Origin of the sequence: Lentzea alba, assembly GCF_011067745.1 — a bacterium.
Lineage (GTDB): Bacteria > Actinomycetota > Actinomycetes > Mycobacteriales > Pseudonocardiaceae > Lentzea > Lentzea alba.
Window position 1 is genome coordinate 1,314,981 of sequence record NZ_JAAMPJ010000001.1, and the last position, 25,138, is coordinate 1,340,118.

24 protein-coding genes and 4 tRNA genes are annotated in these 25,138 nt (G+C 69.0%); 16 read left to right on the forward strand and 12 right to left on the reverse strand.

Annotated features, from left to right (window positions below; genetic code table 11):
- Positions 1 to 5 precede the first annotated feature (5 nt).
- The 6 genes from G7043_RS06275 (at position 6) to G7043_RS06300 (ending at position 4,640) form a co-directional block, all read left to right on the forward strand.
- The gene (locus G7043_RS06275; protein ID WP_166044564.1) at positions 6 to 1,382 is read left to right on the forward strand and encodes a serine/threonine-protein kinase; all 1,377 of its coding nucleotides are present in this window, start codon (positions 6 to 8) and stop codon (positions 1,380 to 1,382) included.
- Positions 1,383 to 1,490: 108 nt separating this feature from the next.
- On the forward strand, positions 1,491 to 2,201 hold the full coding sequence (locus G7043_RS06280) for an ABC transporter permease (RefSeq protein WP_242641841.1): 711 nt from the start codon (positions 1,491 to 1,493) through the stop codon (positions 2,199 to 2,201).
- Positions 2,194 to 2,991, forward strand: a complete 798-nt coding sequence (locus tag G7043_RS06285) for an ABC transporter permease (protein WP_166044566.1) — start codon at positions 2,194 to 2,196, stop codon at positions 2,989 to 2,991. Before G7043_RS06280 ends, G7043_RS06285 begins: the two co-directional genes overlap by 8 nt.
- Positions 2,988 to 3,959: an ABC transporter ATP-binding protein gene (locus G7043_RS06290; RefSeq protein ID WP_166044567.1), complete on the forward strand. Its 972-nt coding sequence runs from the start codon at positions 2,988 to 2,990 to the stop codon at positions 3,957 to 3,959. The genes G7043_RS06285 and G7043_RS06290 overlap by 4 nt, the downstream gene beginning before the upstream one ends.
- 46 nt (positions 3,960 to 4,005) lie before the next feature.
- Positions 4,006 to 4,353 carry a hypothetical protein gene (locus G7043_RS06295; RefSeq protein ID WP_166044568.1) on the forward strand — a complete coding sequence of 116 codons (348 nt, stop codon included), beginning with the start codon at positions 4,006 to 4,008 and terminating at the stop codon, positions 4,351 to 4,353.
- A gap of 95 nt (positions 4,354 to 4,448) precedes the next feature.
- Positions 4,449 to 4,640 (forward strand): DUF1918 domain-containing protein, encoded by a 192-nt coding sequence (locus G7043_RS06300; protein ID WP_166044569.1) that lies wholly within the window; start codon positions 4,449 to 4,451, stop codon positions 4,638 to 4,640.
- Here G7043_RS06300 and G7043_RS06305 read toward each other — a convergent pair.
- Both G7043_RS06305 and G7043_RS06310 read right to left on the reverse strand, forming a co-directional pair.
- On the reverse strand, positions 4,637 to 5,452 hold the full coding sequence (locus G7043_RS06305; RefSeq protein ID WP_313887720.1) for an inositol monophosphatase family protein: 816 nt from the start codon (positions 5,450 to 5,452) through the stop codon (positions 4,637 to 4,639). The genes G7043_RS06300 and G7043_RS06305 overlap by 4 nt on opposite strands.
- Before the next feature lie 36 nt (positions 5,453 to 5,488).
- A complete protein-coding gene (locus G7043_RS06310) occupies positions 5,489 to 6,469 on the reverse strand; it encodes a malate dehydrogenase (RefSeq protein WP_045313228.1) in 981 nt (326 codons plus the stop codon).
- A gap of 92 nt (positions 6,470 to 6,561) precedes the next feature.
- Here G7043_RS06310 and G7043_RS06315 point away from each other — a divergent pair, with 92 nt between their 5' ends.
- Complete coding sequence (locus G7043_RS06315) at positions 6,562 to 7,161, forward strand: pentapeptide repeat-containing protein (protein ID WP_166044570.1); 600 nt, start codon at positions 6,562 to 6,564, stop codon at positions 7,159 to 7,161.
- On the opposite strand, the gene G7043_RS06320 is transcribed toward G7043_RS06315, so the two are convergent.
- The gene (locus G7043_RS06320; RefSeq protein ID WP_166044571.1) at positions 7,147 to 9,924 is read right to left on the reverse strand and encodes a TNT domain-containing protein; all 2,778 of its coding nucleotides are present in this window, start codon (positions 9,922 to 9,924) and stop codon (positions 7,147 to 7,149) included. The two genes, G7043_RS06315 and G7043_RS06320, sit on opposite strands and share 15 nt — an antisense overlap.
- A gap of 138 nt (positions 9,925 to 10,062) precedes the next feature.
- Here G7043_RS06320 and G7043_RS06325 point away from each other — a divergent pair, with 138 nt between their 5' ends.
- From G7043_RS06325 to G7043_RS06335, 3 genes are read left to right on the forward strand one after another with little or no spacing between them, the layout of a single operon-like run.
- Positions 10,063 to 10,983: a DMT family transporter gene (locus G7043_RS06325; protein ID WP_166044572.1), complete on the forward strand. Its 921-nt coding sequence runs from the start codon at positions 10,063 to 10,065 to the stop codon at positions 10,981 to 10,983.
- On the forward strand, positions 10,980 to 11,828 hold the full coding sequence (locus tag G7043_RS06330; protein WP_166044573.1) for a bifunctional methylenetetrahydrofolate dehydrogenase/methenyltetrahydrofolate cyclohydrolase: 849 nt from the start codon (positions 10,980 to 10,982) through the stop codon (positions 11,826 to 11,828). The genes G7043_RS06325 and G7043_RS06330 overlap by 4 nt, the downstream gene beginning before the upstream one ends.
- 13 nt (positions 11,829 to 11,841) lie before the next feature.
- The gene (locus tag G7043_RS06335; protein ID WP_166044962.1) at positions 11,842 to 12,135 is read left to right on the forward strand and encodes a DUF3017 domain-containing protein; all 294 of its coding nucleotides are present in this window, start codon (positions 11,842 to 11,844) and stop codon (positions 12,133 to 12,135) included.
- Here G7043_RS06335 and G7043_RS06340 read toward each other — a convergent pair.
- Positions 12,125 to 12,694, reverse strand: coding sequence for a TetR/AcrR family transcriptional regulator (locus tag G7043_RS06340; RefSeq protein ID WP_166044574.1), 570 nt, complete (start codon positions 12,692 to 12,694; stop codon positions 12,125 to 12,127). The two genes, G7043_RS06335 and G7043_RS06340, sit on opposite strands and share 11 nt — an antisense overlap.
- Before the next feature lie 76 nt (positions 12,695 to 12,770).
- Here G7043_RS06340 and G7043_RS06345 point away from each other — a divergent pair, with 76 nt between their 5' ends.
- Positions 12,771 to 13,334 carry a dihydrofolate reductase family protein gene (locus G7043_RS06345; protein ID WP_166044575.1) on the forward strand — a complete coding sequence of 188 codons (564 nt, stop codon included), beginning with the start codon at positions 12,771 to 12,773 and terminating at the stop codon, positions 13,332 to 13,334.
- Between the two features lie 54 nt (positions 13,335 to 13,388).
- Here G7043_RS06345 and G7043_RS06350 read toward each other — a convergent pair whose 3' ends face one another.
- Together G7043_RS06350 and G7043_RS49255 are read right to left on the reverse strand one after the other, a co-directional pair.
- Positions 13,389 to 13,979: a hypothetical protein gene (locus G7043_RS06350; RefSeq protein WP_166044576.1), complete on the reverse strand. Its 591-nt coding sequence runs from the start codon at positions 13,977 to 13,979 to the stop codon at positions 13,389 to 13,391.
- Positions 13,976 to 14,098: a hypothetical protein gene (locus G7043_RS49255; RefSeq protein WP_278185677.1), complete on the reverse strand. Its 123-nt coding sequence runs from the start codon at positions 14,096 to 14,098 to the stop codon at positions 13,976 to 13,978. Before G7043_RS49255 ends, G7043_RS06350 begins: the two co-directional genes overlap by 4 nt.
- Positions 14,099 to 14,670: 572 nt before the next feature.
- Here G7043_RS49255 and G7043_RS06355 point away from each other — a divergent pair.
- From G7043_RS06355 to G7043_RS06370, 4 genes are all read left to right on the forward strand, one after another.
- Positions 14,671 to 14,742 (forward strand) — tRNA-Arg (locus G7043_RS06355).
- Between the two features lie 118 nt (positions 14,743 to 14,860).
- Positions 14,861 to 14,952, forward strand: a tRNA-Ser gene (locus G7043_RS06360).
- 1 nt (position 14,953) lies between these two features.
- Positions 14,954 to 15,025 (forward strand) — tRNA-Arg (locus tag G7043_RS06365).
- A gap of 12 nt (positions 15,026 to 15,037) precedes the next feature.
- Positions 15,038 to 15,109: transfer RNA gene (locus tag G7043_RS06370), tRNA-Asn, on the forward strand.
- On the opposite strand, the gene G7043_RS06375 is transcribed toward G7043_RS06370, so the two are convergent.
- From G7043_RS06375 to G7043_RS06390, 4 genes are all read right to left on the reverse strand, one after another.
- The gene (locus tag G7043_RS06375; protein WP_166044577.1) at positions 15,110 to 16,279 is read right to left on the reverse strand and encodes an NAD(P)/FAD-dependent oxidoreductase; all 1,170 of its coding nucleotides are present in this window, start codon (positions 16,277 to 16,279) and stop codon (positions 15,110 to 15,112) included. It lies immediately after the preceding tRNA gene.
- Positions 16,280 to 16,381: 102 nt separating this feature from the next.
- Positions 16,382 to 19,669 (reverse strand): error-prone DNA polymerase, encoded by a 3,288-nt coding sequence (locus tag G7043_RS06380; RefSeq protein WP_166044578.1) that lies wholly within the window; start codon positions 19,667 to 19,669, stop codon positions 16,382 to 16,384.
- A gap of 60 nt (positions 19,670 to 19,729) precedes the next feature.
- Positions 19,730 to 21,232, reverse strand: coding sequence for a DNA polymerase Y family protein (locus G7043_RS06385; RefSeq protein ID WP_166044579.1), 1,503 nt, complete (start codon positions 21,230 to 21,232; stop codon positions 19,730 to 19,732).
- A complete protein-coding gene (locus tag G7043_RS06390; protein WP_313887721.1) occupies positions 21,229 to 21,972 on the reverse strand; it encodes a hypothetical protein in 744 nt (247 codons plus the stop codon). Before G7043_RS06390 ends, G7043_RS06385 begins: the two co-directional genes overlap by 4 nt.
- A gap of 224 nt (positions 21,973 to 22,196) precedes the next feature.
- Here G7043_RS06390 and G7043_RS06395 point away from each other — a divergent pair, with 224 nt between their 5' ends.
- Positions 22,197 to 22,868, forward strand: a complete 672-nt coding sequence (locus tag G7043_RS06395) for a hypothetical protein (RefSeq protein ID WP_166044580.1) — start codon at positions 22,197 to 22,199, stop codon at positions 22,866 to 22,868.
- A 51-nt stretch (positions 22,869 to 22,919) separates the two neighbouring features.
- On the opposite strand, the gene purH is transcribed toward G7043_RS06395, so the two are convergent.
- Both purH and purN read right to left on the reverse strand, forming a co-directional pair.
- Positions 22,920 to 24,491 carry a bifunctional phosphoribosylaminoimidazolecarboxamide formyltransferase/IMP cyclohydrolase gene (gene purH, locus G7043_RS06400; RefSeq protein ID WP_166044581.1) on the reverse strand — a complete coding sequence of 524 codons (1,572 nt, stop codon included), beginning with the start codon at positions 24,489 to 24,491 and terminating at the stop codon, positions 22,920 to 22,922.
- Complete coding sequence (purN, locus tag G7043_RS06405) at positions 24,488 to 25,105, reverse strand: phosphoribosylglycinamide formyltransferase (protein ID WP_166044963.1); 618 nt, start codon at positions 25,103 to 25,105, stop codon at positions 24,488 to 24,490. Before purN ends, purH begins: the two co-directional genes overlap by 4 nt.
- Positions 25,106 to 25,138: the final 33 nt, after the last annotated feature.

The window sequence follows — 25,138 nt, forward strand, 5'->3', positions numbered from 1 at the left end:
CGCGCGTGACCGCACCCCACATTCCCGGCCTGTCCGACCTGAGACCCCTGGGCGCAGGCGGGTTCGCCACCGTCTACCGCGCCCATCAGGCACAGCTCGGCCGCGACGTCGCGGTGAAGATCGACAACAGGGTGCTCGTCGACGAGCGCGACAGGAGGAGGTTCCTCCGCGAGGCGCACGCCGCGGCGAAGTTGTCCGGGCATCCGCACGTCGTCGGGGTGCACGACGCGAACATCACCGCCCAGGGCACGCCGTACATGGTCATGGAGCTGTGCACGGGCGGGTCGCTCGCCGACCAGCTCGATCAGCAAGGCCCGTTGCACCCGGAACACGTGAGAGACCTGGGCATCAAGCTGGCGGACGCGCTGGCCGCGGCACACCAGGAAGGTGTGCTGCACCGGGACATCAAGCCCGGCAACATCCTCGTCGACCGCTACGGCACGCCGAAGCTGGCCGACTTCGGGCTCGCGGCGCTGCTGGACGCGCAGGGTGGCAGCACGGTCACGCGGGACGCCCTGAGCCCCAGTTACGCGCCGCCGGAAGCGTTCGCGATGGCCGAGCCCACGCCGCAGGCCGACGTCTACTCGCTCGCCGCGACGCTCTACACGTTGCTCGCCGGCAAGCCGCCGCGTCCGGTGCCGTGGCCGATCACGTCGTTCGACCAGCTCGGCGAGATCCTGCGCAGGCCGATCGCCGCGGTCGACGGGGTGCCGCCGGCGCTGCACGACACGCTGGCGCGGGCCCTGCACCCGGACGCCAACCTGCGCACGCCGAGCGCCGCGCAGTTCCGCGACGAACTGCTCGACCCGATGCGGCAGCCCACCGTGCCGGTCCCTCCCCAGCCCAAGCGCAAGCCGTGGCCGCTGGTCGCCGCCGCGGCAGGACTGGTCGTCGTGGTCGCCGCCGGCCTGCTCACGTGGAACTTCTTCAACAAGGAACAAGCGACCGCCCAAGGTGCCGGACCGGCGACGACGCAGCCGGGCGGCGCCGAGGACATCCCGCCGTTCCTCAAGAAGTGCGATGCCGGGTTCTGCGTCGACCAGTCGACCTGCTTCCGCGGCATCACGAGCATCGGTGGCATGCCCGCGGTCGCGCGCAAGGTCGGCAGCTGCGCGAACGAGCACTACTGGGAGGCGTTCGGCGGGGGCTGGCTCTCCGGCGACATCCCGGCGGTCGACTCCGACGAGTTGCTGGCTTCGGCCGAGGTGAAGAACGTCTGCACGCCGGCGCTGATGAAGGCCAGCACCCGGCCTACCGTCGACACCACCGGCTGGGAGATGACCGCGGTCGGGTTCAAGGACGGCACCCGCAACTACTTCCTCTGCCTCGGCGCGCAGCCGGAGGCAGGCGAGGTCGTGACCAGCGCGTTCGGGTCGAGCTAAATCCACTTGCGACGGTCACTAACGTAGATCGACGTGCGTGTTCACGCCGATTTGATCATTGCTGGATTCCGAAGGTACTCGACCTACCGACAAGCGATGCTGGCCGGAATGACCACGAACGTGGTCTTCGGCCTGCTGCGCCTCGCCATCATCTCCGCCGCGGTCACGGCGGCGAACGGCGAGATCGCGGACTACGACATCGCTGCCACCAACACGTACGTCTGGATCGGGCAGGGGCTGCTCGGGTTCGTCCTGTTGTGGGGGAACAACGAGCTCGCCGAGCGCGTGCGATCCGGTGACGTCGTGGTCGACCTGTATCGGCCATGGCACCTGCAGGGTGCGCTGCTCGCCCAGGACGTCGGGCGCGGCGGTTTCGCGTTCATGACCAGGCTGGCGCCGCCGATGGTGTTCGGCATGCTGCTTTTTCCCTTCCAGTTCCCCGACAACCCGGTCAGGTGGCCGCTCTTCCTGCTCAGCGCAGTCATCGCGCTCGTGATCAGCTTCGGGGTGCGGTTCCTGGTGGAGATCAGCGCGTTCTGGTTGCTCGACAACCGCGGGGTGTACGGGTTCTGGAACGTCACCTCCGGCCTGCTCTGCGGGCTGACGGTGCCGATCTCGTTCTTCCCCGAGTGGGCTCGGGACACGTTGTGGATGACGCCGTTCCCGGCGTTGCTGCAGGCACCGATCGACGTGTTCCTCGGGCACGGCAGCACCGCGAAACTCCTGCTGTACCAACTGTTCTGGGCCGCGGTCGTGCTGGCGACCGGGCATCTCGCGCTGCAGCGCGCGGTGCGCAAGGTGGTGGTCCAGGGTGGCTGACGTCATCTACCCCAAGCTCATCGCCGCGAAGCTCAGAAGCCAGATGGTCTACCGGGCGTCGTTCGCGGTGGACTTCGTCTCGCAGGTGATGGCGCAGTCCTACGAGCTGATCGTCATCCTGGTGCTGTTCAGCCAGATCAACGCGCTCGGCGGGTTCACCAAGAACGAAGTGCTGCTGATGTACGCGTTCGCGGGCGCCGCGTTCGGGGTCGCGGACCTGTTCGCCGGGCAGCTCGACAACCTGCCGACCTACATCCGCACCGGCACCTTCGACGTGCTGCTGATGCGACCGCTCGGCACGTTGCCGCAGATCATGGTGTCCGACATCCGGCTCAGGAGGGTCGGCCGCATCACCGGCGCGCTCGCCGTCATGGCCTACGCGCTGTCGCACGTCGCGATCGACTGGACGCCGGCGAAGATCGTGCTGACGATCCTGACGCCGATGGCCGGCGCGGTGATCTACAGCGCGGTCTGGGTCGTGGCGTGCTCGATCTGCTTCTGGATCGTCGAGGGGCGCGAGTTCGCCAACGCGGTCACCTACGGCAGCAACGCCTTCACGTCGTACCCGATCAACGTCTACTCCGCGCCGCTGCGCTGGGTCATGGCGTTCATCGTGCCGGGGGCGTTCGTCGCGTACTACCCGAGCCTCGCTCTGCTCGGAAAAGAAGATCCGCTCGGCCTGCCGGGCTGGGTCGGCTGGACATCACCGCTCGTCGCGGCGCTGGCGGCAACCGTCGCCGGGCTCGTGTGGCGGTTCGCGGTCAGGCACTACCGGGGAACGGGATCATGATCGAGGTCAGGGAGCTCCGCAGGGAGTTCAAGGTCGCCACGTCGAAAGGCCTGCGGCGCAACTACAAGACCGTCACGGCGGTCGACGGTGTCACGTTCGACGTCAAGGCGGGAGAAGCCGTCGGGTACGTCGGGCCGAACGGTGCCGGCAAGTCCACGACGATCAAGATGCTGACCGGGATCCTGGTGCCGACCAGCGGTCACATCCAGGTCAGCGGGGTGGACCCGGCGAAGCAACGGCGCGATCTGGCGAAGCGCATCGGCGTGGTGTTCGGGCAGCGCAGCCAGCTCTGGTGGGACCTGCCGCTCAAGGACAGCTTCGACCTGCTCAAGTCCATCTACCGGGTGTCCACACAGGACTACCAGGCGCGGCTCGACGAGTGCGTCGAACTCCTCGGCATGCAAGAGCTTCTGATCACTCCGGTGCGGCAGCTCTCGCTGGGCCAGCGGATGCGCGGCGAGATCACCGCCGCCCTGCTGCACGCACCCGAACTGCTGGTGCTCGACGAACCGACCATCGGCCTGGACCTGGAGTCGAAGGAACGCCTCAGGGAGTTCCTGGCGGACATCAACACCCGCCGCGGCACCACGCTCCTGCTCACCACGCACGACCTGGACGACATCGAACGTCTCTGCCCGCGGCTGATGGTGATCGACCACGGCCGGGTGCTCGCCGACGGCCCGCTGGCCGAACTGCGCGCCGAGGTCACCCCGGACCGCGAGCTCGTCATCGACCTGCGGGAACCCGGACCGGCGCCGGACGTCCCAGGAGTAACGGCGGTGCGCAGCGAGGCCAACGGATTGCGACACCACCTCACGTTCAGGAGAGCGGAGATCACGGCGGCTCAGTTGATCACGCAGGTGGTGCGGCAGGTGGAGGTCCACGACCTCGCCGTCGTGGAGCCGGAAATCGACGACGTCATCCGAAAGCTCTACCAACGCCAGGTCGATCAAGAAGCACATCGGTAGAGTAATTGGTAACGGTAAACGGACACATCGGGCAGAGGGAGAGCGAATGCGCGTAGTCGGACCGCTGGTAGCAGCCGTCATCGCGTTGGGCAGCCTGACGGCTTGCGACACGATCCAGGGCGTCAGCGACACCGCGGACAAGGTGAAGCTGTGCGCCGACGCGGTCTCGCTGCTGGGCTTCTCGCCGGACCTGAGCGACCCGCAGAAGGCGCTCGAGGACACCCAGGCGAAGGCGAAGGAGCTCGAGAACCTCGCGAACTCCGCTCCGGACGAGCAGGTCAAGAAGGCTCTCGAGGAAGCGGCCAACGGCATGCAGAACGTCAACTCCGCGGCGGACTGGGTGCAGAAGAAGGCCGACCTCGTCGCGAAGGTCTCCGCAGCTTGCGGCGGATGAGCATTTGAGCCCTGTTGCGCACCTCCGGCGTCGGCCTACGCTTTAACGCGTTCATCGCCAAGCCTCACGCCGCACACCGGAGGTGTTGCAGCATCATGCAAGCAACAGTTGGTGACAGGCTCCACGTCCACAGCCGCTCCGTCGGCCTCGAGGAGCGCCTGGGCGAGATCCTCGAAGTGCGCGGGAACGACGGCCAGCCGCCGTACCTGGTCCGTTTCAACGACGGCCACGAGGGCCTGGTCTTCCCCGGTCCCGACTGCATCGTCGAGCCACGGGGAGCCATCTAGTCCCCGAGCACCGTCGCGATCAACTCCTCGGCAAGCTGAGGAGTCGCTGCCGCCACGCCTGACCACCGGTGGGTCAGGTCGGGCTCGAACGTGAACGGCCGCCCGTGCAGGTCGACCAGCACGCCACCCGCGGCGGGCACGGTGACCAGCGCCGTCGCGAGGTCCATGATCCGGTGCGTGTCGCTGCCCGGATCGATGAACGCGTCGACCGTGCCCTCGGCGACCAGCATGGTCTCCAGGCAGGTGGTGCACAGCACCCGGATGCGGTCGGCGCGGTTCGCGATGCGCAGCCACGCGTCCTGCGTGCCTGTCTTCGGGCGCATCAAACACACGGACGCGCCGTCCAACGTCGTACGCCCAGTCGTGCGGAACGCCGTTGGAACCCCTGCGCGCGCATGCCACGCACGGCCCGTGTCGAACCATGTCGTCAACGCTTCGCGAGCCGTGCCGTCTTCAACGAGCGCGCCGGCGAAGCACGAGAGAGGAACGCCGAACGCGGCGTTCGCGGACCCGTCGACCGGGTCGATGACGAGGGTGATCGAGGAGCCGTTGTCGACGAAGCCGGCTTCCTCGGAGAGCAGGTTCACGCGATTGCGGTGGATGGATTCCAGGATCGCGTCCTCGACGATGCGATCGACGCGCATCGTCGGTGTTCCGTCGGCGCCGTCCGCCACTTCTTCGCGGAGTTCGAGGCGCGTGTGCAACGAGCGGGCGCGCCCGTACGCCGCCGACGCCGCACGAGCGGCATCGGCGAGCGCAGGGTGCACGTCGTCGGAGAGCTGTGGCTGGGGCACGTCCCATGGAATCCGCACGCGCCCCACACTGTCACAATCAAGGACAGGCACGGATCAGATCAGGCCGAGGCCCTTCACCGCGTCGCGCTCCTCGACCAGCTCGGCCACGGAGGCGTCGATGCGGCCGCGGGAGAACTCGTCGATCTCCAGGCCCTGGATGATCTCGTACGAACCACCGGAGCACTTGACGGGGAACGACGAGATGATGCCCTCGGGCACGCCGTACGAACCGTCCGACGGGATGGCCATCGAGGTCCACTCGGTGCCGTTGACCCAGTCGTAGATGTGGTCGATGGCGGCGTTCGCGGCCGAAGCGGCCGAGGAAGCGCCACGGGCCTCGATGATCGCCGCACCGCGCTTGGCGACGGTCGGGATGAAGTCGTTCTCCAGCCACGCCTGGTCGTTCACGGCCTCGGCGGCGGTCTTGTCGCCCACCTTGGCGTGGAACAGGTCCGGGTACTGGGTGGCCGAGTGGTTGCCCCAGATCGTCATGTTCTGGATGTCCGTGACCGCGACGCCCAGCTTCTTGGCGAGCTGCGACAGGGCGCGGTTGTGGTCCAGGCGGGTCATCGCGGTGAAGCGCTCGCGCGGGACGTCCGGCGCGTGCTGCTGGGCGATGAGGGCGTTGGTGTTGGCAGGGTTGCCGACCACGAGGACCTTGACGTCGTCCGCGGCGCCGGCGTTGATCGCCTCGCCCTGCGGCTTGAAGATGCCGCCGTTGGCCTCGAGCAGGTCGCCGCGCTCCATGCCCTTGGTGCGGGGGCGGGCGCCGACGAGCAGGGCCACGTTCACGCCGTCGAACGCGGTCTTCGCGTCGTCGGTGATCGTGATGCCCTTCAGCAGCGGGAAGGCGCAGTCGTCGAGCTCCATCGCGGTGCCCTCGGCGGCCTTCAGCGCCGGAGTGATCTCCAGCAGGCGCAGGTTGACCGGGGTGTCCGGGCCCAGCAGGTGGCCGGAAGCGATGCGGAAGAGCAGTGCGTAGCCGATCTGGCCGGCTGCACCGGTGACAGTGACGTTCACGGGCGTGCGGGTCATGAGCCTTCCCGAATGACGGTCCTCGTTGACGTCGGGCAGGTCGCCCGGCGTCCCGCACGTTACCAACACGTGGCCGATGGCAGAGTGTGAGAGTGGACAACCCCGACGAAGAGATCGGCGAGGACTACGCCGACGCCAACCTTCCCGGTCAGCACTGGGAGAAGCGGTCTTTCACCGACTGCGACTTCACCGAAGCCGATCTCCGCGAGCTCGTCACGACGGGGTGCACGTTCACCCGGTGCGACTTCACCCGGACGGACCTCGGCGAGTCGAAGCACCACGCGACGGCGTTCCGGCAGTGCACCTTCGACCGCACCGTGCTGACGCGGTCGACGTTCAACTCGTGCAGCCTCATGGGTTCGAACTTCGTCGACTGCGTGCTGCGGCCGATCACCTTCACCGAGGTGGACTTCACGCTGGCGTCGTTCGTGAAGGCACCGCTGTACGACCTGAAGCTCGGCGGGCAGCGGTTCCGCGAGACGAACCTCAGCGAGGCCGACCTGCGAGACACCGACCTGAGCAAGGCGGACCTGATGGGCGCACGGCTGCTCGACGCCAAGCTCGAAGGCGCGGACCTGCGCGGGGCGCAGATCGACGCGAACGGGCTCCGGCAAGCCAAGCTCGCCGGAGCCCTGATCGACGTCGAGCAGGCGATCACTTTCGCGGCCGCCTACGGACTAGTGGTCAGCTGATCCCGTGATCTCCACCAGGACGCCGTCGGCGACCATCTCCTCGATCGCCTTCGGCAACAGGTAGGCGGTTCCGCCACCGGGCTGCTCGAACCACGGCACCGCGACCCCGCTCAGCACCTCGAGCGGGCGGCGCAACCGGTACACGCGGTACGGGCGGTTGATCCACGACGGCACGAGGCTGCGTTCCGGGAACGGCGTGCCCGCCACGTAGACGAGGTTGCCCGCCTGGTCGCCGTAGCGGTCGACCTCGGTGCCCGCCGGCAGTTCGAACATCTGCTTGTGGCGGAACAACGTCAGCGGCGGCTCGCCCGCGAGCGGTGAGATCGGGAACTTCCGCTTCGACGGCTCCTCCTGCGCCACGGCCGCGGCGATCGGTGCCGGCGCGGGAGCCGGGACCTGCTGCGTCGGCGCGGGCGGTGGCGGTGCCTGCGGTGCGGGTGCCTGCTGGACCGGTGCCGCCTGCGGTGCGGGTGCCTGCGGGGCAGGCTGGGCGGGTGGCGGCATCGGCGGGCGCTGCGGCGGCACGGGGCGGCGCGGCTCCTCGCGGAAACCGTTGCTCATCGGCCGTTGCGGCGGCGGGGGCGGGGGCGGCGTACGCACGATCGTGCGGAAGTTGCCCATCACCAGCCTGCCGACCAGGTACGCCGACGCGTCCTCGACCTTGTCGAACCGCACCGGGTTCTTCGGGCCGTGGTCGAACCAGCACACCTCCCAGCTGTCGCCGTCGAGGCGCAGCGTCCAGGTGCGGTCGGCCGGCTCGCCGATCCGGTAGACGCCGTGCGGCACGCTGAGGTCGTCGAGCGCGCGGCGGGTGCCCGCCAGCTCGCGGTCCTCCTCCTGCGTGACCTGCCGCGGCGGCTTCACCGGTTCCGGCTCCGGCTCCGGTTCCGGTTCGACCTCTGGCTCGACCTCCGGCTCGTTGAACAGCGCCGCGTCGAACTGGGTCGTCTCCTCGACGTGAGTCGGGGCGGGCGCCGCGACGGGCAGCGGCGCGACCATCGCCGGCGAGGGCTCGGCAACGGGCTCGACGACCCGCGGTGCGTCGAACTGCGACTCGAACTTGTTCTCGAAGTGCGGCTTCTGGGGCTCGAACCCCGCAGCTTCGAAGCCGGTCGGCTCGAAACCGGCGGGCTCGAAACCGGCGGGCTCGAACGCCTCCCGCTCGAACGACGCGGTGGACTCGACCTCGTCCTCGGTCAGGTCGGGCTCGTCCTCGGCGACGGGGACGACCGGGTGCTCCTCGGTGACCTCGGCCGGGCTCTCCTGGGGCTCGTCGAGGACCGGGCTCCACGCCATCGTGTCCTGCATGGCGTCGCGGGGGCGTTCCGCGGTCTCCGCGACGAGGTGGTCCGTGCGCTCCTCCTCGCGGTGGTGTGTGAGGAGCTCCGGCTCGTCCGGCCCGGCGGTCGGGATCTCGGGTTCGTCGTCGACGTCCACGACGTCTTGTTCGTGGTCGAGGTCCGTTTCGGTCGGTTCCTCGGCCACCACGTCGGGCACCGGGGCCGGAACCACGACGGCGACCGGCTCCGGTTCCTCGACCTCGGTCGGATGCGGCGCGAAGAGGTCCATGCCCGCGCCGTACGTGTCGCGCAGACGCCGGTCGTCGACGTCGGGCACGCCGTCGGAGTCGAAGACCACCCGGTACGGCGGGCCGTCGACGCCTGGCACCGGCACCGCGACCGTGGCGGGGACGTCCTCCGGTTCCCGCTCGGGCTCCGGCTCGACGTGCTGGACCTGCGGCTGGATCAGGGGCTGGATCTGCGGCTGCTCGGTCGTGACCTCGGCGGCCTGCGGCTCGGGCGTCAGCGGCTCGAAGTCGTACTCCTCGACCTCGGGCTCCGGCTCGTCGTCGAACTTCGGCGGCGTGACGTACTGCGTCTCGTCCGACTGCGGTTGCGGCTCCGGCTCGGGTGCCGGCTCGACCTGCGGCGGTGCCGGCACGACGGTTCCGGGAGGCGCGGCCGGTGCGCCGAGGTTCGCGGCGGCGGCGAGCCGGGACTCCTCGGACACCTCGGGCAGGCTGAACCCGGCGGCACGGGCGCGTTCGACCAGCTCCGGCTCGGGCGGCACGCCGTACTTGCGCAAGTAGTACGAAACGCCCACGGGCCAGATCCACGCACCGTCCGTCTGGAACCCGGACGGCACGACCTGCGGGGACTCTCGGTCCAGCACGTCGGCGTCGAACCCGCGACCGGCCACGGCGACCGGCGCGTTCGACAGGTACGCGAGCAGCGGCGCGACCTCGGGTTCCGGCACCGGCGGCCGGTTGACCGACGGACGGCCGCCAGGGCCCGCCCCGTCGAACACCCGGACCGTGCGGAACACCGGCGTCGGCGGGTTCAGCCGGCGGCGCAGCCAGTCCGGCACGTTCTCGTCGACACGCGGGAAGAACCGCATCTCGTCGAAGTACGCCTGCTGCGGAGGAGGCGTCTGCCAGCTCGGCTCGGCGCGGTCGAAGTCGAGGTTGTAGCTGGACGGGTGATCGAGCTGGTAACGGGCGTTCGTCCAGCTGCCCCTGCCCTCGCGGTGCATGCCCGCGCGCAGCCTGGCGAACAACGAGGCCACGTCCTGCGGCACGGCCCACGAGTGCGAGGTGCCGTCCTGCAGGCGCAGTTCGGCCTCCAGCTCGAAGTACCGGCCGGTGGCTCGGTACTGCGCGATGACGCTGCGCCAGTCCTCGGGGGCGGCCCGCATGAGAGTCAGGCCGATCTGCTTAACCAGAGCGTCCTGCTCTGTAGGGTTCAACGGCTTCGGCTCGGACACGCCAACATCTTCCCCCGCAACTCGCCGGATCGCACACGTCCCCCGCCACTGCGCCGAACGGTGGAGGCCCGACCATAACGCGGTGCACGGGCCTGGTTAAAGCTGATCAAGAACACCCCTGTCTCGGCTGGAGGAGCAATGTCGGGGTCCACGCAGGTGACCGGCGGTCTGCTGGCCGCGGTCGGTGGACTCGCCATCGCGGTCCAGGCGCGCGTCAACGGATCGCTGGCCCAGTCGTTGCAGAACGGCCTGCTGGCGGCGTGGATCTCGTTCGCCGGCGGCTGGTTGGTGCTGCTCGTGCTGGTCCTGTCGCGACAGTCCGGACGGGACGGACTGCTGCGGCTGCGCGACGCGCTGCGACATCGGCGCATCCGGTGGTGGGAGTGCGTCGGTGGCATCAGCGGCGCCGTGCTGGTCGGTTCGCAGGGACTCGCGGTCGCGACCATCGGTGTGGCGGTGTTCACGGTCGCGGTGGTGATCGGGCAGGTCGTGAGCAGCATGGTGATCGACCGACTCGGGGTCGGGCCGGGCGAGCCGAAACCGTTCACAACCACACGTGTCGCTGGAGCGGTCGTCGGCGTTATCGCGGTCACAGTCGCCGTCTCGCATCAGTTCGCGTCGCCCGGCGGGTTGTGGCTCGCGGTGCTGCCGTTGGTCGCGGGTCTGCTGATGGGCTGGCAGCAGGCGGTGAACGGGCTGGTCCGCGAGGCCGCGGCCCACTCGCTGGCGACGATCCTGGTGAACTTCACCGCGGGCACGGCGGCGTTGTCGCTGGTCAACCTGGTGGCGTGGGGTGGCGTGCCGGGCACCTTCACCTCGCACTGGTGGCTCTACCTGGGCGGGTTGATCGGCATCGTCGGGGTGGGTGGAGCGATCGTGTCCGTGCGGTTCATCGGTGTGCTGATGGTCGGGTTGTGCGGGGTCAGCGGGCAGCTCGTCGGGGCCGTGCTGCTGGACGCGGTGAGCGGGCATCTGGCGTTGCCGACCGTGATAGGTGTGGTGCTGACGCTGGTGTCGGTCGGCATCGCGGCGCTGCCCAATGGGAGGATGAAGACGTGACTGCGACGCTGCTCAACGGCAACGAAACCCGGAACGCGCTGTTCGAGGACCTCAAGGCGCGGGTCGCCGCGCTGCCGGTCTCGGTCGGTCTGGCCACCGTGCTGGTCGGCGACGACCCCGGCTCGCACTCGTACGTCAAGGGCAAGCACCGGGCGTGCGAGAAGGTCGGCATCAAGTCGATCCGCCGCGACCTGCCCGAGGAGACCACGCAGGAGGAGCTGGAGGCCGTCATCGACGAGCTGAACGCGAACCCCGAGGTCACCGCCTACATCGTGCAGCTCCCGCTGCCCAAGCACCTCAACGCGAACGCGATCCTGGAGCGGATCGACCCGGCCAAGGACGGCGACGGCCTGCACCCGGTCAACCTGGGCAAGCTCGTGCTCGGTGAGGAGGCCGCGCTGCCCGCGACGCCGCGCGGCATCGTGGAGCTGCTGCGCCGCTACGACGTGCCGCTCGCCGGCGCGAACGTCACGGTCGTCGGCCGCGGCGTCACCGTCGGCCGCCCGATCGGCCTGCTGCTGACCCGCCGTTCCGAGAACGCCACCGTGACGCTGTGCCACACCGGCACCAAGGACCTCGCGGCCGAGGTGCGCCGGGCGGACATCGTGATCGCCGGCGCCGGCAGCCCGGGCCTGATCACCGCGGACATGGTCAAGCCGGGCGCGGCCGTCGTCGACGTCGGCATCACCCGCACCGAGGCGGGCCTGGTCGGTGACGTCGCTCCCGAGGTCCGCGAGGTCGCGGGCTGGCTCGCCCCGATCCCCGGTGGCGCCGGTCCGATGACCGTCGCGATGCTGCTGACCAACACCGTCGAAGCCGCCGAGCGCGCCAATGCAGCGGTCTGACGCCGAGGCGCTCATGTCCGAACAGCGCTGGCGGTCCGGCCCCGGCAAGCACCTGCCGTTCGCGCTGGTGCTCGGGGTCAGCGCGCTCGGGCTGGTGCGGATCTTCCAGTACCACTGGCGGCAGGGCGCGGTCCTGCTGGGCGTGTCGCTGCTGGTCGCGGCCGTGCTGCGGATCCTGGTGAGCGACGAGCAGGCGGGTCTGATCAAGATCCGCGGCCGTGGCATGGACGCGTTCCTGTACTCGACCCTGGGCATCGTGGTGATCGCCGTGGCCCTGACGATCACCGGCGGTCCGCTCAGCCGATAGCGCGGTCGACGAGGACCTCGATCAGCTGGTCGAGGTCCATCGGTTCGACCACGCCCGGCAACGTCAGCCGTTCGTAGATCAACCCCGTCATCCCGAAGTACATGAGGAGGACGGTCATCCGGTCGCCCGGCAGCTTCGACTCCTCGTTGAACGCGATGTTGAAGTCGAGGTTGGCGGCGAACGTCTTCGTGAGTGCCGTCCGCAGCTCCGGGCGCCGCGTGGCTTCGAGCCGCAGCTCCATCATCGCGAGATAACAGGCCTTGTTGGCATCCGCCCGCCTGATGATGTCGTGCATGAACTTCACGCTCAGCGCCTTGTCCCTGGGCAGCGCGAGCGACTCCGCGATCGACTCGTCCGACGGCATGAGCCGCTCGGTCACCCTGGTCGAGACCTCGGCCATCAGCTCGTCGCGGTTGGCGAAGTAGTTCGACGCCGTGCCCGCGGGCACCTCCGCCTTCGCGTCGATCGCGCGGTAGGTCAGCCCCCGCGCGCCTTCCTCGGCCAGGACGTCGATCGCCGCGTCCAACAGAGCAGTTCGCCGTGCCTCGTTCCGGACCACGATGCCTCCTTGACAACCACTACAGGCATAGTACTACAGTTGTCGTGGTTGAACGAGTTCTGAGGGGATGATCTGCATGCGAAAGCTCGTCTACTACGTGGCAGTGACGCTGGACGGTTTCATCGCGGCCGAGGACGGGACCTTCGACGGGTTCGTCTTCGAAGGCGACCACATGGCCGGCATCAACGCCGACTACCCGGACACGCTGCCCACCCAGCTCCGGGAACCGTTCGGCTTCTCGGACACGCCGAACCGGAACTTCGACACGGTGCTGATGGGCCGCCACACCTACCAGGTCCCGGGCGGACTGGCCTCGCCCTACGCCCACCTGCGCCAGTTCGTCGTGTCGTCGAGCCTGACCGACACCCCGGACGACGTCGAGGTGATCAGCTCGGACGTGGCCGGTCGCGTGCGGGCGCTGAAGGAAGAGGACGGCCTCGACATCTGGCTGTGCGGCGGCGGCAAGCTGGCGGCCGAACTGCTGCCGCAGATCGACAAGCTGCTGCTGAAGATCCACCCGGTGGTGTTCGGTCGCGGTATCCCGTTGTTCGACGGGAAGGCCGACATCACCAAGTTCCAGCGCACCGACGCGCGACTGTTCGAGAGCGGAGTTTCGTTCATGACTTACGAACGCCCCTGAAATGACAGGGAGAGCCGCACCGAGCAGGGCGGCTCTCCCGTTTCTGACAGCGAACTACGGCTGAATCGCCGCGTAGAACTGCTTCACCACGTCACTGGCGAGCCGACGGCACTCCTCGCTGCGCGGGTCCAGCTTCTTGCCGACGTTGTTGTACCTGGTCATCAACACCGCGTTCTCGTCGAGGACGTTCAGCCGGCAACCAGGACCGCTACCAGGGTCCGCCCACCGGGCCTCGGAACCCAGATGCAGGCTGCTGTCCTTCGTCTCGCCCATCGGGGTGGCGTTGAACCCCGACTTCGCACGTTCCGCTCCGGACGAGTCCCGCAGGTTCTCGTACAGCTCGACTTCCAGGGTGATCATCGGAATGTCGTCGTTCTCCGACGTCGTGAACGTGCACGTCAGCGAGAACCGGTCGTCGCCCCGAAGCGGCTCGGAGGCCAGCGGGGACGGCAGGCCGGGAACCTTCTGCTGGATCTCCAGACAGGTCTTGAAGGTCGCGGAGGCGTACTTGACCGGACCGGGAGCCGGGGTGGTGGTCGGTGTCGGGGCGCTGCTGAAGGTGGTGGTGGACACCGGTTTGACCGTGCAGCCGCCGGCGAGTGCCATCGCCGTGATCGCCAACGCGATGATCGGGCGTGGCCTCACCCGGTCACCGCCTGCGGCCACATCCCGTTCTTGAACTTGGGATCGGACATCGTCCGCGAGATGCGCGCGCGTTCTCGGATCGTCGGGAACGTCGAGTTCTGCCGGCTCAAGGTGCTCAAGCGGCACGCCACCCCCAGATGCATGCTTGATCGCGGTTGCTCGAACGTAGCGGTGCCCAATGGATTTCGCAGTGCGAATCGCATCTCCGCCAGCTGTGCGAGCTTCAGCAGCCCGGCCGCCCAGGAGTGCGCTGAGGAAGCGGGTGACGTCACTCGTGGTGCTGATGATCGAAGCGTCGCCGTGACCCGCGACGCAGGTGGACACCTGCGGGCCGCCCAGCCGCAGGCGCTCGTGCGGCAATCCCTGGTGCACCCCGGGGTTCTGATTCGAGACCGAAGTTTCGTTCCCGAGTTTCGGACGAGTTCAGAAATAATGATTGACGACGGACACCGACCGCCGCAATACTTGTGTCACACACCAAGACCCAAGGGGACGTCATGATGAGCACGCGAGGTCAGGAGCGGCGATTCAGCACCGCTGTCCTGTGCGCGCACCCGTCCCGGCGCCCCGGTTCGTTGCGACCGTTTCCGCAGGTGAGCTCCTTGTAGTGGCCTATAAGTCCAGCCACTTCAGGGAGCCGCCCGTCGGGAAACCGACAGGGCGGCTCTCTTTTTGCTGTGCATTTAATTTTGCCCTTGTAGCTCAATGGAGAGAGTGCGGCGCTACGAACGCCGAGATTCAGGTTCGACTCCTGGCAGGGGTACTCACGGGTGCGAGGGAGACGGCAACCCACCTCATTTGGGATGAGGACACACCGCGTTCGACTCGCGGGCATCCGACGGAAAGGCGTCCTTCGGGACGCGCAGTCAACGCAGGACAATGGAGGATTGGCCGAGTCCGGTAAGGCATCCGTCTCGAAAACGGTCGTCGGCGCGCGAGCGTCGCGCAGGTTCGAATCCTGCATCCTCCGCCACACCCTCGTGGTCCAACGGACACGACACCGGCATCCGTTGCCGGAGACGCAGGTTCGACTCCTGCCGGGGGTACTGCTCCACCGATCCTCTGAGGTGCTGGCGGCAGCACGCCCGACTGTTACGCGGGAGGACCAGGTTCGAGTCCTGGCAGGGGAACTACGGCCGGCGGGTCGCGCGGCCGCCCTTCGAGACAGTGGCGCTGACGTTCATGCGCTTGCTGAGCTTGAACATCTTGACCGGGCTGCTGCTCACCATCTCCTTGTAGACGACGGCGGCACGTCCCTTCAGGTAGATCCGGCGCGGGCTCTCGTCGGCGTGGGTGAACCCGATGACCGCGTCGCGGCGGCCGAGACTGATCGGCTGGTGGTAGTAGCCGAACCGGAACGGCTTGGCCTGCTTGCCGCGCACCAGGCGGGCGATGGTGTCGGCGGTGTGCTGGGCGGTGGGCAGACCGCTCTGGCAGGTGCCGTGCAGTTCTCCCCAGGCCAGACGGATCGCGGCGGCGTCCCCGATGACGTGGATGTCGGGGTGCGACACCGACCGCAGCGCCGCGTCCACCACGATCAGGCCGCGGTCGTCCACGGTCACGCCCGACTCCCTGGCCAGCGGCGACACCTTGACGCCCGCGGTCCACAGGCAGGCGTCCGATTCGACGCGCTCGCCGGTCTCCAGTTCGACGGCGTCGGGCAGCACCTTGGCGACCCGTCGGCCGGCCGCCACCGTCACGCCGAGGCGGTCCAGTGACCGGTGGAGGTACGCGCGCGCCTTCTCGCCCATCATCGAACCGGGCTCGGTCGTGCTGATCAGCGTGACGTTCAGGTCGGGGCGGGCTTCGGCGATCTCGGCCGCCGCCTCGACACCGGTGAGTCCGCCGCCGCAGACGGTGACGGTGTCGCCCGCGGTCAGTTCCCGCAACCGGTCGTGAAAACGTGCGGCGGCCTCCAGACCGTTGAGCGTGAAGGCGTGGACGTCCGCACCGGGGACCAGGCTGGTGTCAGTGGCGCTGCCCAGCGCGTAGACCAGGGTGTCGTAGTCCAGCAGCGTGCCGTCGTCGACGGCGAGGCTGTGGCCCTCGGGGTCGATGGCGATGGCCTTGCCCTGCACGAACGTGATGTTCGTGCCCGCGACCAGGTCGGCGATCCGGTGGTCGGCCAGGGTGTGACCGGCGGCGATCTGGTGCAGCCGCAGGCGCTCGGTGAACCGCACCGACGGGTTGACGAGTGTGATGCGGACACCGGTCCGCCGCGTGCGGTGCGCGAGACGGATCGCGGCGTACATGCCGGTGTATCCCGCACCCAGCACGACGACGTGGCGGTTGTTCTCCATGGCCTGTCACCCCTCATGATCACGCCACCGGATTTCGATGACGGTCTTCTGACAAGCCAGCCGACTCAGACCTGACACTCGCAGATGTGACGTGCGGCACAGTCAACGGAAGTCGCGTGACTTCGACGGGATCCGCAGGTCGAGGTGCTGCAACCGGTCCGCCATCAGGCTGACCACACCCTCCGCGGACTCGACCACGCCCCGCACCAGCATCGCCCCGCTGCTGCGCGCCACCCGCCGGTACCGCGCCCACAACCCCTGCGAGCACACGACGTTCACCATCCCGGTCTCGTCCTCGATGTTGAGGAACGTGACCCCGCCCGCGGTCGCCGGGCGCTGCCGATGCGTCACCGCGCCCCCGATCAGCACGCGTGTTCCGGGTTTCACCGACGAGAGCGCGGCGGTGGGCAACGCACCCATCGCGTCCAGCTGGGACCGGACGAACTGGGTCGGGAAGCTGTCCGGCGACAGGCCCGTGGCCCACACGTCCGCCACCGCCAGCTCGACGTCGTCCATGCCGGGCAACGCGGGCGCGTCCACGCCGACCGTGGTGCCGGGCAAGCGGTCGGGCCTGATCGCGGCTACCGCACCGGCCGCCCACAGGGCTTCGCGACGCTCCAGCCCGAAACACCCGAAAGCACCGGCGGTGGCCAGGGCCTCTACCTGGGCCGTGCTGAGCTGCACGCGCGAGCCGAAGTCCTCCATGTCGCGGAACGGTTGTGCCGCAACGATTCGCTCGGCATCAGCAGCTCCGACGCCGCGCACCGCCGACAAACCGATGCGGACGGCGTTCGCACCCTCGAAACGCTCCAAGCTCGCCCACGGGAGCGACGAGTTCACGCACGGGCCGTGCACCGTCACGCCGTGGCGGCGAGCGTCGGCCACCAGGGACTGCGGGGAGTAGAAGCCCATCGGCTGGGCGCGGAGCAGGGCCGCGCAGAAGGCCGCCGGGTAGTAGAGCTTGAACCACGCGCTCACGAACACCAGGTGCGCGAACGACAGGGCGTGCGACTCGGGGAAGCCGAAGTTGGCGAACGCCAGCAGCTTCGCGTAGATCCGCCCGGCGAGTTCCTCGTCGATGCCCTGCGCGGCGCAGCCCTCGTAGAAGCGGTCGCGCAGGCGTTCCATGCGAGCGGTCGAGCGCTTGGCACCCATCGCGCGGCGCAGCTCGTCGGCCTCGGCGGCGGTGAAGCCGGCCACGTCGACGGCGATCTGCATGAGCTGTTCCTGGAACAACGGCACGCCGTAGGTCTTCTTCAAAGCGTTCTCCAGCAACGGGTGGTCGTAGTCCCACTCCTCGACCTTGTTGCGGCGCCTGATGTACGGGTGCACCGAACCGCCCTGGATCGGGCCCGGCCGGATCAGCGCCACCTCGACGACCAGGTCGTAGAACTCGCGCGGCTTCAGCCGCGGCAACGTCGCCATCTGGGCGCGGCTCTCCACCTGGAAAACGCCGACGGAATCGGCTTTCCGCAGCATCTCGTAGACGCGCTGATCGTCCAGCGGCACCTTTCCCATGTCCACCTCGACCCCTTCGTGGTCACGCACGAGGTCGATGGCGTAGTGCAGGGCGGAGAGCATGCCGAGGCCGAGCAGGTCGAACTTCACCAGGCCGATGGACGCGCAGTCGTCCTTGTCCCACTGCAGCACCGTGCGCTTGTCCATGCGCGCCTTCTCCACCGGGCACACCTCGCTGACGGCGCGGTGGCAGATCACCATGCCGCCGGAGTGGATGCCCAGGTGCCGCGGGAAGTTCTCCAGCTGCGCGGACAGCTCCAGCACCGGACGCGGGATGTCGCAGTCGTCGGTGGTGGTGTTGAGCGGGCCCCACCTGTCTATCTGCTTGCTCCACGCGTCCTGCTGGCCCGGCGAGTGGCCGAGCGCGCGGGCCATGTCGCGCACCGCGGAACGGGCGCGGTAGGTGATGACGTTCGCGACCTGCGCGGCGTGGCGGCGGCCGTACTTGGTGTAGACGTGCTGGATGACCTCCTCGCGCCGGTCGGACTCGATGTCGACGTCGATGTCGGGAGGGCCGTCGCGGGCGGGAGCCAGGAAACGTTCGAAGAGCAGGTCGAAGCGGACCGCGTCGACGTTGGTGATGCCGAGCGCGAAGCACACCGCGGAGTTGGCGGCGCTGCCCCGGCCCTGGCAGAGGATGTCGTTCCTCCGGCAGAAGTCCACGATGTCGTGCACGACGAGGAAGTAACCGGGGAACTCGAGCTGTTCGATGATCTTCAGTTCGTGCTCGATCTGCCGGAACGCCTTCTCGTCGCCGTCGGGATACCGGCGGTGCGCGCCCTCGTAGGTGAGCTTGCGCAGCCAGCTGCTCTCGGTGTGACCGGGTGGCACGTCGAACGGCGGCAGCCGCGGCGCGACCAGCCTCAGGTCGAACGCCAGCTGCATGCCGAGCAGCGCGGCGTTGTGCACGGCGCCGGGGAAACGGCGGAACCGGTGGAACATCTCCTCGCCGCTGCGCAGGAACGCGGCGGGTGACGGCGGCAGCCAGCCGGCCATGTCGTCGAGGCTGCTTCGCGCGCGCACGGCGGCCATCGCGGCGGCGAGCCGGCCACGGCTCGGAGTCGCGTAATGCACGGCGTTCGTTGCCACCACAGGGAGTTTGAGGTCCTGTGCCATCGCGAAAAGAAGGTCGTTGCGCTTGCTGTCCTCCGGCAGGCCGTGGTCGGTCAGCTCGACGTGCACGCGTCCCTTGCCGAACAGATCGGTCAGCCTGACGATCTCCCGGTACGCCGCCTCCGGCCCTTCCCTGGTCAGCGCTCTGCGCACGGTTCCCTTGCGGCACCCCGTCAGCACCACGACCTCGCCGCGGGTGTCCTCGACGATCTGATCGATGTCGTAGACGGGTTTGCCCTTCTCCGCGTTGTGGTCGAGGTGTCCGGTGGTGAGCGTGCGGCACAGGGCGTGGTAGCCGTCCTGTTGGCGCGCAAGGAGAAGCAGGTGATCACCCTCGGGGTCCGGTTCGCCGTTGGCCGGTTTGCCGAGCCCGATGCTGAGCTCGGCGCCGAACACCGTGTGCATCCCGAGTTCCTTGGCAGCCTCGGCGAACCGCACCACGCCGTACATGCCGTCGTGGTCGGTGATCGCGATGGCGTCGAGCTTGAGCCGTTGTGCCTCCTCGACGAGCTCCTCGGGATGGCTCGCGCCGTCGAGCCAGCTGAAGTTGGAATGGCAGTGCAGTTCCGCGTACGGCACGCGCTTGCGGGTGACCGCGAGCTCGTCCACGCGCAGCTCGAAACCCGGCGGGGCGGTGTACCGGTCGCGGTGCCGTGACCATCCCGGACCGTCGTCGCCGTCGGGTTTCTGCTCGACGGGCTTGCCGGAAAGAGCCCGTTCCAACTCCTTCCAGCGGACCGGAGGGTTATTCCAGCCCACTTGTTTCCTTGCGCGGCAACGGGATCAGGGTCTCCAGCAAATCCCAGTACTCGTCCTGCATCAGTCGTACACCCCTTCCAGAAACCACCTCTGGTCCCTGCGGATCAGCAGGAACGCCTGGTCGTTCGTCTGCACCTGGATGCGCGCGGCCCGGTGCGGATCCGGCGCCCACCACCGCTCGTCGACCGGCCACGGTCCGGCCCACGCGCTGATCTCCTGCGTTCTCCCTTTGACGGTCAGCTTTTTCGGCTGCGCGGTGAGTTCGAGCCGGCCGGTGACGCCGACTTCGTCGCCGTCCGCGTCCTTGAGGACGACGGGGTCGTCGGCGAGCGTCGCGGGCGCCCTCGGCAGCCGGCCGGGCCACGGGTGGTCCGGGTTCGTCGACGGCACCCGTTCGTCGCCCCACGGCACGAGCCTGACCTGCTCCTTCGGTCCTCTGCCGCCGTCGAGCACCGGGGTGAGCACGCCGTCGGGGCCGAGCAGACCCTGGACGTGCAACAGGGCCCGCACCGCACGTTCGTCGTCGTGGCCCCACAACCCGAGCTGCAGCGCGGTGCCGTTGACGACCTCGACAGGTTCGAGGGTGAGCGTCCTGATGCCGGACGTGAGCCGCTCGCGGGTGAGCCAGCCGTCGAGCTGCCAGCGCACGCGGTCCGCGATTCCCCGTGGTGTCAACGGTTCCGCGGCCCGCCACACCCGGTGCAGCTCCTCGTCGTTCTCGGTGCGGGCGTGGATGCCGAGGCGCGTGCACGCGAGACTTCTGCTCGCGAGGTTCTCGTGCAGCCGTTCCGAGAGGATCTTCGCGGCGAACGCGGCCGAGTCGATGCGGTCGACCGGTTCGTCGAAGGTCTCCGCGACGGCGAGCTCGGGTGCGGGTCTGCGTTTGTCGAGCGGACGTTCGGGCAGGCCGCGCGCCAGCCGGTGCTGCCGGGTGGCCGGACCGCCGAACCTCGACGCGACAGCGTTCTCCGGCACCTCCGCGAACGCGCCGAGCGTCTTCAAACCCAGTCTGCGCAACAGGTCGACCAGTTCGGGAGAGTCGAGTTCGTGCACGCCCAACGGTCCGAGGAACTCCGCGGTCCGGCCCGGCGGCACGATCACGTTGCGGTGCGCGGCTTTCGTGGCCGCGAACAAGCTGTCGGCCACACCGACCTGAGCCTCGACATTTGTGTGCACCGCGATGTGGTCCACGATGCGTTCGGCTGCCTGCTCGGCGGACTTGAAGTACCCGACCGGTCCCCGTGCCGGCACCGCGACCAGCCCTGGCTGCACGACCTCGATGCCGGGCGCGATCTCCTCGACGGCCGCCGCGACCGGCTCGAAGAACCGGGCGTCGCGCTGCGGGTCGTGCTCGAAGGTGATCAGCTCGGGGCACATCGACTCGGCCATGCGCTTGCGCATCGCCCGGCGAATCCCCTCGGCGCGCGCCACGGCCGAGGTGGACACGATCTCGTTGCCGTCGACGACCGCCACCGGCACGTGCTGACCGGTACCGGTGGCGGTGCAGGCGGCGACGACCGGCCAGTCCGGGCACCAGACCGCGAGGAGACGGGTGTCCTTCACGCAGGACGACCTCGGGTTGTAGCCCGCTTGGCGGCCAGCTCGTCGACCCGGTCCGGACCGGCATCAGCCGGCTCGTCGGACCCGGCAGGTTCACCGGCCACCAGCGGGAGCTCGATTTCCTCTTCCCCGAACGTCAGCAGCACGTGCCGCGGCTTACCTGCCGAACCGCGGCCACCACTGCGCACGCTGATCTCCTGACGCCGCAACGTTTCCGCGCCGTCGTCGAGCGGGTTCCAGCGCACCGACTCCGCGGTCAGCTCCACATCGGCCGAGGGCCAGGAGCCGCACGCGATGAGCACCGCACGGCGTTGACGCGCGCGGGCCGTCAGCCGGCGCGCGAGTGAGGGAGGTAGTGGGCAGGCGACGGCCACCAGGTCCAGGCCGTCCAGCAGGGCCGCGATCACCGGTCCCGGATCGGAGCCGGGGCGTGGGACGAGTGCCAGCCGCTGCACCGAGACCCCGAGCTCGGCCGCGGCCAGCACGCCCACCTGCGGCAGACCGACCACGGCGGCCCAGCAGCCGTCCGCGGTCGCGCCCGCGAGCAGAGCGAGCAGCAACGATGTCGATCCGCCCACCGACACCGTGCTGCCTCGCCGCAAGCCGCCCCACGGCAGCAGGCCCGCCAGTTCCCCGCGAACTGGCAACACCCGCCCCGTGGTGTGGTCGGTGGTGGTGCTGGTCAGCTCGCTGGCCGGGTTCACCCCGAGCGCGGCCAACGACGCCGTTGCCGACCTGGACACTCCACCCACCTCCCGTCTCGGACCGTGCGCACCCCTGTGCACGGCCGCCGCGGGAAGTTCGGCGACTTGCTTATTCGAACTCTTGTTCGAACGAACGGGATGATCGTAGCGCGCGAGCGCACCCCTGTGTCAATGCCAGAGCGTCACCCTTTTGGTGGACAAGCCCACGCAGGTCCGGGAGGTCCTCTACGGTGCCTTCAGCACCACTGGGGAACTGGGGAAACATGAACCAACCACCACCGCACGGCTGGTACCAGCAGCCGCCGCCTCCACCCGGATGGCCGCAGCCGCCGAAGAAGAACAGGGCACCGCTCGTCGTCGGGATCATCGCGGGCGTGCTGGTGCTCGGCGCCGCGGCGACGTTCGGGTTCCTGTACCTCGGCGCGAACGCCGACGGCGGCAGCCCCAAACGCGGCGGCACGATGCCCGGCGTCTGCGCGGACGTCCCTGAAGCGGCGCTGGCCAAGGCGCGCACCACGAACGGCAATCCCGCGATGTCACGGGTGCGCAAGCTCGCCGATCACACGCAGACGTCCTGCGCGTGGGACCAGACCAAGGGCGAGGACGGGTCCGGGCTGCGCAACACCGACGCCTACGTCGTCGTGGGCGACGCGGCCGCCGAGTACGAGCGGCGCGTGTCGCAGTCGAAGCAGAACAACCAGGGCACGATCAGCAACCGGCCGCTGGAGGGACTCGGCGACGAGGCCACGGCGGTGCTGGTGGACGGCAAGTCGGCGTTCCTGCAGATCGACGTCATCGTGCGCAAGGGCGACACCGTGGTCGAGGTAGAGCACACCGGCTGGGACGCCGGCTTGTTCGGCAACAAGCGCCCGGACATCACGGAGTTCGAAGCCGCAGCCCGAGGCGTAGCCGAAGCCCTGCTGGCCCAAAGTTGATGAGGGGAGCTTTCATAAACCTGAGGTTTATGAAAGCTCCCCTCATCAACGTCAGTGGGCGAAGTGGCGGGTGCCGGTCAGGTAGAGGGTGATGCCGTGCTCCTCGGCCTTGGCGATGACCTCGGGGTCGCGGACAGAGCCACCGGGCTGGACGACGGCGCGCACGCCGGCCTCCAGCAGCACCTCGAGGCCGTCCGGGAACGGGAAGAACGCGTCCGACGCGGCGACCGCGCCCTTGGCTCGCTCACCCGCGCGCTTCACCGCGAGGTGCGACGAGTCGACCCGGTTGACCTGGCCCATGCCGACGCCGACGGTGGCGCCGTTGTCCGCCAGCAGGATCGCGTTCGACTTCACCGCGCGGATGGCGCGCCACGCGAACTCCAGGTCCGCCAGCGTCTTCTCGTCGGCGGGCTTGCCACACGCCAGGGTCCAGTTCTTCGGCGAGTCACCGGAGGCGTCGATGGCGTCGCGCTGCTGCAGCAGCAGGCCACCGGACACCGGACGCATCTCGGCGCCGGCCCGAGCGGGCGGCTCGGCCACGAGGATGCGCACGTTCTTCTTGCGCTGCAACACCTCCACCGCACCGTCCGCGTAGGACGGAGCGATGACGACCTCGGTGAAGATCTCCGAGACGAACTCGGCCATCTCGACGGTGACCTCGCGGTTCGCCGCGATGATGCCGCCGAACGCGCTGACCGGGTCGCACTCGTGCGCCTTGCGGTGCGCGTCCGCGATGCTCAGCTCGGACACCGCGATGCCGCACGGGTTCGCGTGCTTGATGATCGCGACGCACGGCAGCTCGTGGTCCCACGCGGCACGCCAGGCGGCGTCGCCGTCGAGGTAGTTGTTGTACGACATCTCCTTGCCGTGCAACTGCTTCGCCGACGCCAGGCCGACGCGGCCGTCGCCCTGCGTGTAGATCGCGGCGTTCTGGTGCGGGTTCTCGCCGTAGCGCAGCACGTTCGACCGGTTCCAGGTCGCGCCGACCCAGCCGGGGAAACCGGAGCCCTCGTCGTCCGGCGCCAGCACGTTGCCCATCCACGACGCCACGGCGACGTCGTAGGAAGCGGTGTGCCGGAACGCGTCCGCGGCCAGGTGCTGCCGGTCGGCCAGGGTGAAGCCGCCCTCGCGGACGTTCTCCAGCACCCACTCGTACCGCGCCGGGTCGACGACGACCGCGACGTTCGCGTGGTTCTTCGCCGACGCGCGCACCATCGCGGGGCCGCCGATGTCGATCTGCTCGACGCACTCGTCGGCGTCCGCACCGGACGCGACGGTCTGCGTGAACGGGTACAGGTTCACGACCAGCAGGTCGAACGGCGCGATGTCCATCTCGCGCAGCTGCTGGACGTGCGATTCCTTGCGCAGGTCGGCCAGCAGCCCGGCGTGCACGCGCGGGTGCAGCGTCTTCACGCGGCCGTCGAGGCACTCGGGGAACCCGGTCACCTGCTCGACCGGCGTCACCGGGACGCCCGCGTCGGCGAGGACCTTCGCGGTGCCGCCGGTGGACACGATCTCGACTCCGGCCGCGTGCAGGCCGGTGGCCAGTTCCAGCAGGCCGGCCTTGTCGGAGACCCCGATCAGGGCCCGGCGGACCGGTCGCCTCTCGGCAGGAGTGCTCACGGAATGCTCACCTTTCGTCCGTTCACGGTGCAGCCCTCGCGGGCCAGCCTGCCGACCGTCTCGACGAGCAGTCGGCGTTCGACGACCTTGATGCGTTCGTGCAGGGTCTCTTCGGTGTCGCCGGGTTCGACGACCACGGCCTCCTGCGCGAGGATCGGCCCGGTGTCGACGCCCGCGTCGACCAGGTGCACCGTCGATCCGGTGACGTGCACGCCGTAGTCCAGCGCGTCGCGGACGCCGTGGGCGCCGGGGAACGCGGGCAGCAGCGCGGGGTGGGTGTTGATCATCCGGCCGCCGAAGCGGGCGAGGAACCGCTCGCCGATGATCTTCATGAAGCCGGCGGACACCACGAGGTCGGGCTCGAAGGACGCCACCGCCTCGGTCAGCGCGAGGTCCCACGCGGCTCGGTCGGCGTGGTCGCGCAGCTTCACGACGAAGTGCGGCACCCCGGCGCGTTCGGCGCGTTTGAGGCCCTCGATGTTCTCGCGGTCGGCGCCGACCGCGACCACCTCTACGGGCAAGTCGGCGTCCAGCAACGCCTGCATGAGGGTTCCGGAACCGGAGACGAGTACGACGACGCGCGCCGGTGCGGGAAGCCGAAGTTCGGTGCTCAGCGTCTACTCCTGGGCGTGGCGTGTTGTAGCAGC